The sequence below is a fragment of the Terriglobus sp. genome, from assembly GCF_965201105.1.
In the GTDB taxonomy this organism is placed as follows: domain Bacteria; phylum Acidobacteriota; class Terriglobia; order Terriglobales; family Acidobacteriaceae; genus Terriglobus.
On the sequence record NZ_OZ241741.1, the window covers coordinates 3,943,036 to 3,956,620 of the forward strand.

A 13,585-nucleotide genomic window follows, 5' to 3' on the forward strand; every position below is an offset into this window, starting at 1 on the left:
GGGATGAATAGCGGCGTTAAGACCGGCGGCTTCATGGCAGGTCCGGGTGGCGAAACAAAAAGGGCAGCAGCCGTAGCTGCTGCCCTGAGGAAGAGTGAACGCGGTTAGAACAGCAGCCGAAGCGAGAGTTGAATCTGGCGCGCGCCGCCAATGCCAACCTGGTTGGTGACCGTGCTGCTGAGCACGCCGAAGCTGCCGTTGCCCGTGGTGCCGGGAGCGAAAGCCGTTCCCGGCTGGATGGTTCCCGCGGTCGCGGTGCCGGTCGGCAGGCCCTGCGACAGGCGCACCGTACCGGGGTTCGCGAAGTTGGCGTGGTTCAGCACGTTAAAGATTTCCGAAGTGAACTTCAGCCGGGTCCTCTCCGTGAAGGCGAAGTCCTTTTGCAGCGTCAGGTCCAACTGGGCCAGGTTCGGGCCGGACAGGTCGTTGCGGCGTGAGTTGCCGAACGTGCCTGCCGCCGGGATGCTGAACGCGGCCGGGTTGAGGAAGTTCAAACCCTGCTTCAGGTAAGGGTTGACGCCCGGAACACGATTCGGGCGGCGGATATTACGCGAGTTGCCGCCGCCGGGCACGTTCTGAACGGCAACGGTGCATACGTTGGCGTACACCGCGCCGTTCACATTCACAGCGCAACCGGGGGCGGTGACTGGTGCGGAAAGCGTGCGGCCGGCGACCGCTCCGCTCACACCCAGGTAAGCCACGTCGGGGCGGGTGATCAGGACATCGATCGGCACGCCCGAGCGGAAGTTCACGATGCCGCCAAGCTGCCATCCGCCCGCAACCGTATCCAGCGCGTTGCCCAGATCGAACCGCTGACCCTTGCCAAAGGGTAGGGCAACCAGCGTGGTGAAGTTGAGCGAGTGGCGGATGTCAAAGGTGCCGCGGCCGTATTCCGGCTTGGCGCCGTAGACCTGCAGCGGCTCCTGCGACGTATTTGCCTCGTTGGAACCCGAGGAGGTGCCAAGCTCGTGAGCCCAGGTGTATTGCGCACCCAGCGACAGACCATTCCCAAAGCGGCGCTGCAGCGAGGTCTGAAGCGAGTGGTACTGGTCGGTGCCGCCGGAGGTCTTGTAGTCGATCTCCGCGAAACGGTTGCCGAACTGGCGGATCGCGGTGCCCGCGCCGGTTGTTGGATTGGTGGTCACATTCGTGATCAGGTTGGTGATGGACCGCAGGAACAGGTTGCGGTTGGACGATCCTACATAACCCGCCAGCAACTGCATGTGTCCGGGCAGTTCCTGCTGAATCGATGCAGTGTAGGTGGTAACACGCTCCGGCACCTTGTAAGTCGGCGCGTACGCGCGCGGCTGGTAGCCAAGGGTCGGGCTGTTGATGTCGTAGTTGGCGTAAACATCCATCGCCGGGTTGATCGGATAGACCTTGCCGCTGGAGGCCACGCCACCCGTGTTGTTAAAGGTGCGGGTTACGCGGTCGTTCGCTTCGGGCTGAATCTGGTCTTCCGTTTGGCCGGGTCCGTAGTAGGTGCCGATGCCTGCGCGAAGCACCGTCTTGTTATTCATGCTGGCCGGAGCGTAGACCAGGGCGATGCGCGGGCCGAAGTTATTCTGGTTGGAGTGGAACCAGTCCCCTGTGTATTTGGGAATGATGTTGCCGGTGGGAATGTTGAAAAAGACATCCTTGTTGCGGTTTTCGTGCAGCGCCGAGTAGTACTCGTACCGCAGGCCCAGGCTGAGCGTCAGGTTCGGCTTGATCTTCCACTCGTCCTGCGCGTAGCCGATGTAATAGGTCTGCTTGACCTGCGCGTTGCCGCTGAGGCCGGTGAATGGGCTCGGGTCGCTCAGGTTGCCGTAGAACTGGATGATCGCCGGCACGTTGCGCGCGAAGTCGCTGACGGAGTTATAGGTGTAGGTGGTGCCGCCGATCTGGTCGTTGTACAGCGAGCGCGGCCGGACCTCCACACCGAACTTCAGGTTGTGGTTGCCGGCGATCCGCGAGAAGTTATCGATGAAGCTGTACTCCTGCCCGGTATAGGGAGCGCCCACGCCATTAAACGAAGAGGACAGCGAGATCAGGGAACCCACGTTGGTCAGACCGGCGATCGCGATACGGGTGCGGCTCAGGTCGACGTTGCCGCTTGGGCCGGCAATGCCCTGCACGCGCTCCTTGATGCCGTTGAACCCGAATTTGGATTCATTGAAGGTCCTGGGCGAAAGGATCTGGTTGAGCACCAGCGTGCCGTTTTGTGGAACCGCAACCTGGCCGAAGCGGCTGAGCGAGGCGTCCTGCACCTGCGACGCCACGCCCTGATCGCGGTTGTAGCGCGCGTACATGCTGAACTTGTCGTTGATCTTGTAATCGAAGCGGATGTCGCCGAAGTTCTCATTCACCGTGTTCTGGCCGATGGTGATGACCTGGTTCTGCGTGCCGTTGACCGTGTTGTTTGCGATGGGAAACGCGGAAAGCAGCGGCGTGAGTGCCGGGGTGGTCGACGCGATGGTGGCGCGGTCCGCGGCGCTCAGCGTCAACTGGTTGTAGGCCTGCACAAAGGTCTGGCGCAAACCCTCATACGTGGCGAAAAAGAAAAGCTTGTCTTTAAGTATGGGGCCGCCGACGGAGCCGCCGAACTGGTTCAGGCGGAACTTGGGGCTGTTGTTCAGCGTGTTGCGCCGGTTGAAGTAGTTGCGGGCGTCGAAAAAATCGTTGCGGAGGTAATCAAAAGCCGAGCCGTGCAGCTGGTTGGTTCCCGACTTGGTCACAAAGCTGATCTGGCCGCCGGTGCCGGTGCCAAGCTCCGCGGGATAGCTGGAACTGTCGACGCGGAACTCCTGCACGGCTTCCAGCGATTGCTGCAGGCGGAAGATGGAGGTGAGCTCGCCGTTCAGGTTGCCGGGGCTGGTATCGATGATGGAGCCAGCGTCGATGCCGTCCAGACGGATGATGTTCTGCTCGACGGAGCGGCCGGAGAAATGGATGTTGTCAAAGGTGCCGGAGCCGGAGTTGGTGGCGCCGGGAACGAGCAGGTAGAGCTGCGAGATCTGGCGGCCGTTGATCGGCAACTGCTGAATTTCGCGGGTGGGGACGTTGGCGCCGATCTTGGCAGAGGAGGTGTCGAAGTCGACGGTCGAGCCGGCGTCGACCGTCACGCTGGTTTCCGCGCCCGCCAGGGGCAGCGTGTAGTTCTCGGTCAGCTCCTGGCCGACGGCGAGGGTCAGATTTTTTTGCTGCGTGCCGGAGAAGCCGTTGGCCGTGACGGCGATGTCATACACGGCCGGCGGCAGCGAAACGGCGATAAAGAGGCCCTGGTCGTTGGTCTCAACCGTGCGCACCTGGCCGGTGGCGCGGTTCGTGATGGAGACCGTGGCGTGCGCCACAACGGCGCCGCTGGGGTCGTTAACCGTGCCGGTCAGGCGGGCGGTGGTGGTTTGCGCTGACACGCCGATGGGGCTGCACAGGGTGGCGGCAAGCGCCAGCGAAGCGGCTGCTGCGGTAATCGTGAGCCGCAGGCCGCGCGCGGTATAGCTCCGCGCCGGGAAAGAAGAAGAGAGAGGCCTCATGCAACCAGCATGGGCGGCTTCTATGTCGGGCCCGTGAGGGAGCGATGAAAATGCCGTGACAGTGGCAAGGGGCGACGCCGTGGAATAAGGTGCCGGAGCCGTCGCCAGCCCTGTTTCCCATATGGTATTGTTCTCGGCGTAAAACAGGTGCTCGCGTTCTCATGGGAGTTGTGAGTCGTGTGGATGAATTTTCGAGTGGTGTTTCGAACGCTCGTCACTGGCAACTCACCACCGACAACTCATCACTCGCAATTCGTAACTCGCAACTGCTCTTCCAAGCCTTGTCCCCAGGAGAAAGCCGTACGTGAACCTGACTCGCCGATCGCTTTCGCACATGCTGGTTGGCTCCGCTGCCGCCGCATTCGCCACGCCGGGCCTGCGCGCGCAGGCCGGGCAGACCACGACCGCGCCGCACGAGAACATGGCAGCGCCGGAGCCGATGTCCGCTGCCGATCGCAGCAGCCTGCAGCACTTTCCCAAGGGCTACACACCGCAGGAGGCGGGCAAGGCCGTGGCGGAACACTTTGTGCCCAGCGCGCACTACCACGCCGACCGCATCGTGTATCCCGAGGTGTGCGCGTGGTACGGCGCGCTTGAGTTCGCGCGCGTCACCAAGGATCAGGAGCTCCTCGACAAGCTGCGTGCGCGCTTCGATCCACTGCTCGGCAGCGAGGCCCCGCTCTTGCCACCACAGGGCGAGCACGTGGATTTCAGCATGTTCGGAGCGCTGCCGCTGGAGCTCTACATTCTGACGCAGGACAAGCGCTACCTGGACCTGGGCCTGCAGTACGCGGACAAGCAGTGGCAGAAACCGGATGCGCAGGGGCTTACCGGTGAGACTCGCTTCTGGGTCGATGACATGTACATGATCACCATCGTGCAGGTGCAGGCTTACCGCGCGACAAAGGACACGAAATACCTGGACCGCGCGGCATTGGAAGCTGCGGCGTACCTGGACAAGCTGCAGCAGCCGAACGGACTCTTCTTTCATGCGCCCGATGTACCGTTCTTCTGGGGCCGCGGCAACGGCTGGTTCGCCGTGGGCATGGCGGAACTGCTGCGCGATCTGCCGGCGTCGCACCCCAGGCACGCACGCATCCTGCAGGGCTACCGCACCATGCTGGGGTCGCTGCTGCGCTACCAGGGCAAGGACGGCATGTGGCGGCAGCTGATCGATCACGACGAGGCCTGGCCGGAGACAAGCGGCACCGGCATGTTCAGCTTTGCCATGGTCACGGGTGTGAAGCATGGCTGGCTGGACCAGGCGACGTACGCGCCGGCGGCACGCGCGGCCTGGATGGGCCTGGTCGGCTTTGTGGACCAGAACAGCAACGTGACCTGTGTGTGCGAGGGCACCAACAAGCTGAACAGCCTGGAGTACTACCTGCTGCGCAAACGCCGCACCGGCGACTTTCACGGGCAGGCGCCGCTGCTGTGGACGGCGGCGGCGATGTTACGAGGGTAGACAGTTGCGAAAGACAATACTTGCGGCTTTCTTTCCTGATAGCAAATCAGTTCCTTGCTGCTTCCATGTGATCGGGCACGTGATTGCGGCGGGGCTGAAACACGTGTTGCGCTCCACAACATCAGAGCTCATCGGCACTGCTTACAATGCCTGTGTTGCGATGAAGCGGAAGCAGGGGCGTGCGGATGCAAGTAGCAGGGTGGCTGCGTTGGGCAGCGGTATGGGTGGTGTGCGCGATGGGCTGGGCGGCACAGAGCCGGGCACAGAGCAACGTGGAGCTGCGGCAAGAGGGCTGGTATGCCGATCCGGAGGCACACGTCTTTGCAGGGCAGTACTGGATTTACCCCACATCGTCGGACCCGGGTACGGCACCGCGGCCGGCAAGCGCATTCAACCCTGCGCAGCAGAAGCTGCGTGACGGTCATGTGATCCATCCGGTGTACCTCTTGCACACGTCGCTGGATGCATTTTCATCGCCTGACCTGGTGCACTGGACCAGGCATAAAGACGTGCTGGATGCGAAGAACGTGCCGTGGGCGGCGTATGCGATGTGGGCGCCCAGCGCGGTCTTTCGCAATGGCAAGTACTACCTGTTCTTCGCGGCGAATGACATTCAGAAGACCGACACGTTTCCGGGCGGCATCGGCGTTGCGGTCAGCGACAAGCCCGGCGGCCCCTTTGTGGGTGCACTGGGCAAGCCGCTGATCGGCAACTTCCAGAACGGCGCGCAACCGATCGATCCCATGGTCTTCCAGGACGACGATGGTTCCGCGTACCTGTACTACGGTGGCCAGGGTCACTGCAACGTGGCGCGGTTGTCCAGCGACCTGTTGCACGTCGTTCCCATGCAGGACGGGACGCTCTTCCGCGAGATCACACCGGCGCACTACACGGAAGGCCCGTTCGTGCTGAAGCGAAACGGCGTGTACTATTTCATGTGGTCCGAGGGCGATTGGGGCAACTCCAGCTACGGCGTCGCCTACGCAAAGAGCAGCAGCCCCACCGGTCCGTTTGTGCGCGCGGGCAAGATTCTGAGCACCGATCCGAAGGTGGCGAACGGGCCCGGACACCATTCCGTCCTGCAGATTCCGGGCACGGACGAGTACTACATCGTGTACCACCGCCATCCGCTGGATACAACGGGAGCGAACCAGCGTGTGCTGGCCATTGATCGCATGCGCTTTGACGCTGCCGGCAACATCGAACCGGTGGTAATGACGGCGCAGGGTGTTCCGGCACGGCCGTTGCCGCCGCACAGCAGCAGGTAACGTCTTCAGCCCCCGATGAGGCATTCGACTTTTTGCGGCGGTGCATCGTCTATCGTCACACCTATGCAATCTGCTCGTTTCCTGCGCTCCCTGGCCGCGGTGCCGTCTTTCCCGTCTTCTGCGAAGCGGTTTGCGACGCTTTGCCTGGTCGCGCTCGCCGTTGCTGGCGGCGGCGCACGTGCGCAAAAGCACCCGAAAGCCGCCGCGGCATCAGACCAGCCGGACTATGCGCGAGCGGGAAAGCCGTTGCCCGTGTCGCCTGCGGATGCGCAGTTGCAGGCGGCGCTGCGTGACGTGTCACCGGACCGCATCCGGCAGAACATCGAGCACCTGGTCGCCTTTAACAACCGCTCCACCGTCTCGTCGACCGAAACGGACTTGAAGCCCGGAACGGGCATACTCGCCGCGGCCGACTGGATCCGTGGGCAGTTTGAGGAGTACAGCAAGGCGTGTGGCGGCTGCCTGGAAGTGAAGGTCGATGACTTTGTGGAGCAGCCGGGGCAGGGTTATGGCGGAGGCAGGTCGCGCATTGCCAAACCCACACCGCTGCGCAACGTCTACGCGATCCTGCGGGGCACCGATCCGGCGGCGTCCAAGCGCATGTACCTGGTGACCGGCCACTACGACACGCGGGTCAACGACGTGATGAACGCGCACGACTTTGCGCCGGGGGCGAACGACGACTCCAGCGGCTCCGCCGTCAGCATGGAATCAGCGCGCGTCTTTTCCGCACGGTACGGCTCGCAGCACAGGTTTCCGGCGACGCTGGTGTTTGTGTGTGTCGCGGGTGAAGAGCAGGGCCTGTACGGCTCCGCACACCTGGCGAAGCTGGCCAGGAGCGAGGGCTGGCAGCTTGAGGGCGTGCTGAACAATGACATTGTCGGCGGCGACACCACGCCGGGCGACACGCTGCAGTCGAAGACGCGCGTCCGCGTCTTCTCGCAGGGCATTCTGCCGACCGCTCCGATCGAGCAGATCCGGGCCGCGTTTGCCGTGGGCGGCGAAAGCGAAACGCCGTCGCGGCAGTTGGCGCGCGAGGTGCTGGACGTGGACCGCGCGTATCTGGCCGAAGCGAAACCGCTGCCGTTGCGCTCCGTCATGGAACTGCGGCTCGACCGCTTCCTGCGTGGCGGCGATCACAAGAGCTTCAGCGACCAGGGTTTTCCGGCGATCCGCTTTACCGAGTGGCGCGAGAACTTCAACCACCAGCACCAAAACGTGCGCGAAGAGAATGGCGTGCAGTAAGGCGACCTGATCCAGTTCGACGACTTCAACTACATCGCCCAGGTAGCGCGCTTGAACATGGCGACGCTGGGCACGCTGGCCATGTCGCCGGGCACGCCGCAGAACGTAAAGGTCATCACGTCAAACCTGGACAACGACACGATCCTGACGTGGGAGCCGCCGGCGAGCCCTGCAAGCGGACCGGTGCATTACCAGATCGTCTGGCGTGAAACCGCCGTGAACGACTGGCAGTACGCGGCCGATGCGGCACAGTACCCGGGCACAAAGGGCGATACGTCGACGCGCCTGCCCGTGTCGAAGGACAACGTCTTCTTTGGCGTGCGCGCGTGCAGCGCCAACGGGATTTGCAGCCAGGCGGTGGCGCCCGTACCGGCGCGGTAGGTGGTGCGCGAACAGTGCGCCGGCGCCCGATATGCCGACGCAAACTTGATCGTTACTCCGCGTCATCTTGCCGCATGGGATAACGGGCCAGCCGAATGCGCCATCAGAGCCGATGACAGGAGAGTACGGTGACTTCTTCAGATGTTTTGGTGGAACGGCTTGTTGCGTGGGGTGTGGACACGATCTTTGGCCTGCCGGGCGACGGCATTAACGGTGTCATGGAGGCGCTCCGCAAGGCGCAGGACAAGATCCGCTTCATCCATGTCCGGCATGAGGAATCGGCCGCATTCATGGCCTGTGCCTATGCCAAGTTCACGGGCAAGCTGGGCGTTTGCCTGTCGACCAGCGGACCGGGCGGCATCCATCTGCTGAACGGACTGTACGACGCAAAGATGGATCAGCAGCCCGTGCTGGCCATTACCGGCATGCAGTTTACTGACGTGACTGGATCGTTCGGCCAGCAGGATGTCCAGCTCGACAAGTTGTTCATCGACGCGTGTTGCTACAACGAGCGCATCATGAGCCCCACGCACATGGAGCCGACCGCCGATCTCGCGATCCGGACCGCGCTGATGATGCGCGGCGTCGCCCACATCACGATTCCTATCGATATTCAATTGCAGGATCTTAGCGATAAGGGGCGCTCCGACCGCAACGTGGCGCACCACACCAACAGCGTCATGGCGATCACCGGCAATCTTCCCGTCATGGGCAATCTGGCGCAGGCCGCGCAGATTTTGAATAACGGTAAAAAGATCGCGATCCTGGCCGGTGCGGGTGCATTGCATGCAACCGACGAACTGTTGCAGGTCGCGGAGCTGCTTGGCGCACCCATTGTGAAGGCGCTGCTTGGTAAAGCCGCGGTGCCGGATGACTCGCCATACACTACCGGCGGCATCGGTCTGCTGGGCACCGCGCCTTCGCAGGACGTGATCGAAAACTGCGACACCCTGTTGATGGTCGGCACCAGCTATCCATACATGGAGTACCTGCCCAAGCCGGGCGGCGTGAAGTGCGTGCAGATCGATTCCAACGCGCAGCGTATCGGTTTGCGCTTCCCGGTCGACAGCGGCCTGGTCGGCGATTCAAAGAAGAGCCTGCGTGAGCTGTTGCCGATGCTGAAGCGTAACAGTAACCGCCGGTTCCTGGAGCGTGCGCAGCGCGACATGGATGATTGGAACCACACCATTGAGAAGGAAGGCACGAACTCCGCTTCGCCCATGAAGCCGCAGGTCGTCGGGCACGAGCTGAGCAAGCGCACCAAAGAGAACGCGATCATTGTTTCGGATTCTGGCACGAACACCACCGTGTGGGCGCGCTACATGAAGGCCAAAAAAGGCCAGATGCACTCCTGCAGCGGCAACCTGGCGACCATGGCTGGCGGCATGCCGTATGCTATTGCGGCGCAGGTGGCCTTCCCCGACCGGCAGGTCATCGCGGTCGTCGGCGACGGCGGATTCACCATGCTCATGGGCGAGTTCATCACCGCGGTCGCGTACAAGCTGCCGATTAAGTTCGTAATCATCAAGAACAACACGCTGGGCCAGATCAAGTGGGAGCAGATGGTGTTTGAGGGCAATCCCGAATACCAGTGCGACCTGTTCCCAATTGACTTCGTCAAGTTCGCGGAGTCGATTGGCGCCAAGGGCGTGCGCATCGATCAGCAGAAGACCGCGGGCGCCAGGTTCGATGAGGCGCTGGCGATCGATGGGCCGGTGATTATCGAGTGCGTTGTGGACCCGTTAACCGCAATGCTGCCGCCAAAGATCACGCCGAAGCAGGCCGTGAAGTTCAGCGAGGCGCTGGCAAAGGGTGAACCGAACCGCATCAAGATTGCGCTGACCGCGGCGAGCGACACCGTGCGGCAGATCATCTAAGTTCAGCGAGTCAGGAGAAGTCAGGGGCCATCAGGGCCCCTTACTTCTGCACTAACGTAGGGCTTCAGCCCTGGGCGGCGAAGGCAATGAAAATCGATCGCGGCACCGCGACGTCGTACGCCATTCCAACGGACGCGCCCGAGGCCGACGGCACCTTTGGCTGGCATTCCACGACGCTGATCGTCGTGGAGCTGCAGGCTGAGGGTGCCACCGGGCTCGGCTACACCTACAGCCATCCAGTCACCGCCCCGTTGTGCCGCGACCTGATCGACAAGATTGCTGTCGGCAGCGACGTGTGGCAGAGTGCAGACCTGTTCCACAGAATGCGTGTGTCGCAGCGGAACTACGGGCGCGAAGGCATCGGCGCAACCGCGCTTTCTGCCGTCGACGTCGCCGTATGGGACTTGAAAGCCAGGCTGCTCGGCAAGCCTCTGGTCGCGCTTCTCGGCCAGGCGCATGGCAGCGCCCCGGTGTACGGCTCGGGCGGCTTTACGGCGTACAACGACGCGCAGCTCACCGCGCAGTTCGCGGGCTGGGTCGAGCAGGGCATCCCGCGCATGAAGATGAAGGTCGGCACGGACTCCAATGACGACCTGCGGCGCGTCTCCGTGGCACGCAAGGCGATTGGCGACAAGACCGAGCTGTTCGTCGACGCAAACGGCGCCTACGCTCGCAAGCAGGCGCTCGACTTCGCGCACCGCTTCCGGCATGAGTACGGCGTGACGTGGTTTGAAGAGCCGGTCAGCTCCGACGACCTCCGCGGCATGAAACTGCTGCGTGACAACGGTCCTGACGGCCTGGAGATTGCGGCCGGTGAGTACGGCTGGACGGACATGTACCTGCGCAACATGCTGGATGCCGAGGCTGTCGATGTGCTGCAGGCCGACGCGACGCGCTGCGGCGGCGTGACCGGTTTCATGGCCGCCTCTGCCATGGCCGAGGCGCACCCGCTCCCTTTCTCCGCGCATTGCGCTCCCAGCCTGCACCTGCACCTGGCGTGCGCGTCGCGTCCACTGCGGCACGTGGAGTACTTCCACGACCACGCCCGCATCGAGCGCATGCTCTTCGACGGTTTTCGCGAGCCGGTGAACGGTGCAATGTCGCCCGACCTGACGAGGCCCGGCCTCGGGCTCGACTTCAAGCGGCAGGATGCGGAGCAGTTTCGCGACGACATCTAAGATCGCAAGCGATATTCGTTCGGGCAATTACAGTAACTTGCGAAGCAAACTCCCCTTGAAAGCATCAGACAGGAAAGCCACGGAGCCGCAGCACGCGTCATGATCTACGACCTGAGCCAGCCGCACTACAACGGCGCCCCGCAGTTTCCGGGGCAACCGCCGAACTCGACCGAGTACCAGCAGTTTGCCGCTGAAGGCGAAGCGACGGTCGAGCGCTGCACGTTCATCACGCACAGCGGCTCGCACGTGGACGCGCCGTTTCACTACCTGCCGGAGCTGCCCACGATTAGCGAACTGCCGCTGGCGCACTTCTACGGCCCGTGCGTCGCGATCGACTTGCAGGGTTTGCCTGACGAGCACGGCATCAGCGCGGATGACCTGCGCAGGCATGAAAGCGCAATCACAACGAACACGATGATCCTGATCAAGACCGGATGGGGAGACCGCCGCCGCAACACGAAACGCTTTCTGACCTGCTGGCCCTACATGAGCGGCGACGGCGCCCAATACCTGCTGGACCGAGGCGTAAAAGGCATGGGAATCGATGGACTTTCGACCGGCGGATACCCCGAAAAGCATGCCGAGTCCGACGCGCACAAGCTGCTGCTCGGAGCGAAGAAGCTCTTGCTCGAAGACATCCACATTCCCGACGCTCTGCTTGACGGCAAGCGCCGTTTTTTTGCCGCGCTGCCCATCCTGATCGTGAACACGGGCGGCGCCTGGGTGCGGGCGATCGTGTGGGACGCGGGTGACCTGGAGCGCGAAGATCCGGTCCACCAGGTCGGGCCGCAGATTCCCGAAGCAGTTGCGGCGCAGATCACACTCATGCGGGAGCCTGCGTGAGCGTTCTTGCGAAGCTGGACACCTCGCCAAAAGCACTGGTGAAATTCGTGCCGCCGCCGTTTGGCGGGTTGGCGCGCACCGCGCTCGACCACATGCGGCAGGGGCGGTTCCAGCGTTCCATGTCGCTTATGGTCGCGGCCACCAGCGCGGTAAGCGGGCTGGAAGTTGGCTACGAACACTACCGCGGCTCCTACTCAAACCCGGTCATGTATACGCCGGTCATTTTGTCCGGCGTGCTAACGGTCGCCGGCGCTGCGGCGTTCTTCTCCCGCCGCGCTGCCGAAACATGGATGCGATGGACCTCGTGGATCACGCTGGTGGACGGCCTGGTGGGCTTCGGCTTTCACATTCGCGGCATCAAGCGCAAGCCGGGCGGATGGCGCATGCCAATGACCAACATCGTCATGGGCCCCCCGCTGTTCGCTCCTCTGCTCTTCGGCACCAGTGCCTACCTTGGCGTGCTGGCGAGCTATCTGCAGCGCGAGGAAGACAGCGCAGCCGGGTCAAAGCTGCTGGACGCAAAAGCGCTCGGCATGGAACTGACCGGCCGCGACGACTGGCGCGACGACATCCGCGTGGGCCGGTTTCAGAAACACTTCTGCGTTGTGGTGGCGGCGTACACGGTCTGCGTTGGCGCAGAAAGCTTCTACTCGCACTACAAGAACAATTTCCAATACAAGATTCAGTGGTCGCCGATCCTGCTCACGCCGTTGTTAAGCGGTGCTGCGTTGGGCGCGCTGAAGAGCGAGCGTGTGGCAAACACCTTGCTTCCGGCGGCAAGCGTGCTCGCGATGATCGATGGCGTGGTCGGCACCTACTTCCACGTTCGCGGCATTCTGAAAAAGCCTGGCGGCCGCAAAAAGCCGCTCTACAACACGCTGTATGGTCCGCCGATCTTTGCGCCGATGCTGTTCGCCGCAGCGGGCATGCTGGGCATGATGGCGTACCTGGTGCGCAGGGAGAGGACGCGATGAGCGAAAACAAGAGCCCACTGACCGATCCGCGCACCGGCAAGGCACTGCCGCAGCGCGTGCAGCCCGGCTACTACCCGAAGTGGCGTGTGATGCGCGAGTACCGCTACTGGGACGCGGCCACGCGCAAGGTGGTTACAGAACGGCTGGAACCGCCGAAGCCGCTCCGTTTCTTTACGCCGGAAGAAGCGCCAACGATGCTGGCAGTGCTCGACCGCATCCTGCCGCAGGACGATCGTCTGCCCGCACAGCGCATCCCGCTCTTGCCCGTCCTCGATCACCGGCTCGCGGTCAACAAGTTGGAAGGCTACCGCTACGAAGACATGCCGTCCGACCAGGAGGCGTACCGCCTGGCCGTCCGCGCCATCGAGGCCATGGCGAAGGAAATCTATAGCCTGCCCTTCGCATCGCTCACCGTCACCTCGCAGGAACTGCTGTTGAAGTCGATGAGCGAGGGCGAGCCCGCGGGCGCGAAGCAGTTGTGGGCACAGATGAACGTGAGCCGCTTCTGGACGCTGCTGGTCAGTGACACGTGCAGCGCCTACTACGCGCACCCGTGGTCGTGGGATGAGGTCGGCTACGGCGGCCCGGCCTACCCGCGCGGTTACATGCGGCTTGAAAACGGCGAGACAGAGCCGTGGGAGTTCGACGAAGAACGCTATGAATGGGCGGCGCCCGCCGACTCGATCAGCGACTACTCCGACCCTGAGAGCGGCCACAAAGGCTCCGCGCACGGGCAGGCAGGTACGCATTGAGAAACCCAAACATGCAGTGCGCTGGCGAAGCCGCTGGGCAGGCAGGTACGCATTGAGAAACTCAAACATGCAGTGCGCTGGCGAAGC

At 62.9% G+C, this 13,585-nt stretch carries 10 protein-coding genes; 9 read left to right on the forward strand and 1 reads right to left on the reverse strand.

What is annotated here, in order from left to right:
• Positions 1-104: 104 nt before the first annotated feature.
• Complete coding sequence (locus ACOFKT_RS17350; RefSeq protein WP_419805241.1) at positions 105-3,515, reverse strand: TonB-dependent receptor; 3,411 nt, start codon at positions 3,513-3,515, stop codon at positions 105-107.
• Positions 3,516-3,819: 304 nt separating this feature from the next.
• Between ACOFKT_RS17350 and ACOFKT_RS17355 the strand changes: the two genes are divergently transcribed.
• From ACOFKT_RS17355 to ACOFKT_RS17395, 9 genes are all read left to right on the forward strand, one after another.
• Entirely contained in the window at positions 3,820-4,980 is a 1,161-nt protein-coding gene (locus ACOFKT_RS17355) for a glycoside hydrolase family 88/105 protein (protein ID WP_419805242.1), read from the forward strand.
• 185 nt (positions 4,981-5,165) lie between these two features.
• Positions 5,166-6,248 carry a glycoside hydrolase family 43 protein gene (locus ACOFKT_RS17360; RefSeq protein WP_419805243.1) on the forward strand — a complete coding sequence of 361 codons (1,083 nt, stop codon included), beginning with the start codon at positions 5,166-5,168 and terminating at the stop codon, positions 6,246-6,248.
• A 63-nt stretch (positions 6,249-6,311) separates the two neighbouring features.
• Complete coding sequence (locus ACOFKT_RS17365) at positions 6,312-7,493, forward strand: M28 family peptidase (protein ID WP_419805244.1); 1,182 nt, start codon at positions 6,312-6,314, stop codon at positions 7,491-7,493.
• A 51-nt stretch (positions 7,494-7,544) separates the two neighbouring features.
• Positions 7,545-7,874, forward strand: coding sequence for a fibronectin type III domain-containing protein (locus ACOFKT_RS17370; protein ID WP_419805245.1), 330 nt, complete (start codon positions 7,545-7,547; stop codon positions 7,872-7,874).
• Between the two features lie 128 nt (positions 7,875-8,002).
• Entirely contained in the window at positions 8,003-9,751 is a 1,749-nt protein-coding gene (locus tag ACOFKT_RS17375; RefSeq protein WP_419805246.1) for a thiamine pyrophosphate-dependent enzyme, read from the forward strand.
• 86 nt (positions 9,752-9,837) lie between these two features.
• The gene (locus ACOFKT_RS17380; RefSeq protein ID WP_419805247.1) at positions 9,838-10,929 is read left to right on the forward strand and encodes an enolase C-terminal domain-like protein; all 1,092 of its coding nucleotides are present in this window, start codon (positions 9,838-9,840) and stop codon (positions 10,927-10,929) included.
• Between the two features lie 99 nt (positions 10,930-11,028).
• Positions 11,029-11,772 carry a cyclase family protein gene (locus ACOFKT_RS17385; RefSeq protein ID WP_419805248.1) on the forward strand — a complete coding sequence of 248 codons (744 nt, stop codon included), beginning with the start codon at positions 11,029-11,031 and terminating at the stop codon, positions 11,770-11,772.
• Positions 11,769-12,746 (forward strand): hypothetical protein, encoded by a 978-nt coding sequence (locus ACOFKT_RS17390; RefSeq protein WP_419805249.1) that lies wholly within the window; start codon positions 11,769-11,771, stop codon positions 12,744-12,746. Before ACOFKT_RS17385 ends, ACOFKT_RS17390 begins: the two co-directional genes overlap by 4 nt.
• On the forward strand, positions 12,743-13,498 hold the full coding sequence (locus ACOFKT_RS17395) for a gluconate 2-dehydrogenase subunit 3 family protein (RefSeq protein WP_419805250.1): 756 nt from the start codon (positions 12,743-12,745) through the stop codon (positions 13,496-13,498). The genes ACOFKT_RS17390 and ACOFKT_RS17395 overlap by 4 nt, the downstream gene beginning before the upstream one ends.
• Positions 13,499-13,585 lie beyond the last annotated feature (87 nt).

Coding starts and splice junctions, on each gene's coding strand:
- ACOFKT_RS17365 (WP_419805244.1), top strand. CDS start 6,312: ATGCAATCTGCTCGTTTCCTGCGCTCCCTGGCCGCGGTGCCGTCTTTC.
- ACOFKT_RS17350 (WP_419805241.1), bottom strand. CDS start 3,515: ATGAGGCCTCTCTCTTCTTCTTTCCCGGCGCGGAGCTATACCGCGCGC.
- ACOFKT_RS17360 (WP_419805243.1), top strand. CDS start 5,166: ATGCAAGTAGCAGGGTGGCTGCGTTGGGCAGCGGTATGGGTGGTGTGC.
- ACOFKT_RS17385 (WP_419805248.1), top strand. CDS start 11,029: ATGATCTACGACCTGAGCCAGCCGCACTACAACGGCGCCCCGCAGTTT.
- ACOFKT_RS17380 (WP_419805247.1), top strand. CDS start 9,838: ATGAAAATCGATCGCGGCACCGCGACGTCGTACGCCATTCCAACGGAC.
- ACOFKT_RS17395 (WP_419805250.1), top strand. CDS start 12,743: ATGAGCGAAAACAAGAGCCCACTGACCGATCCGCGCACCGGCAAGGCA.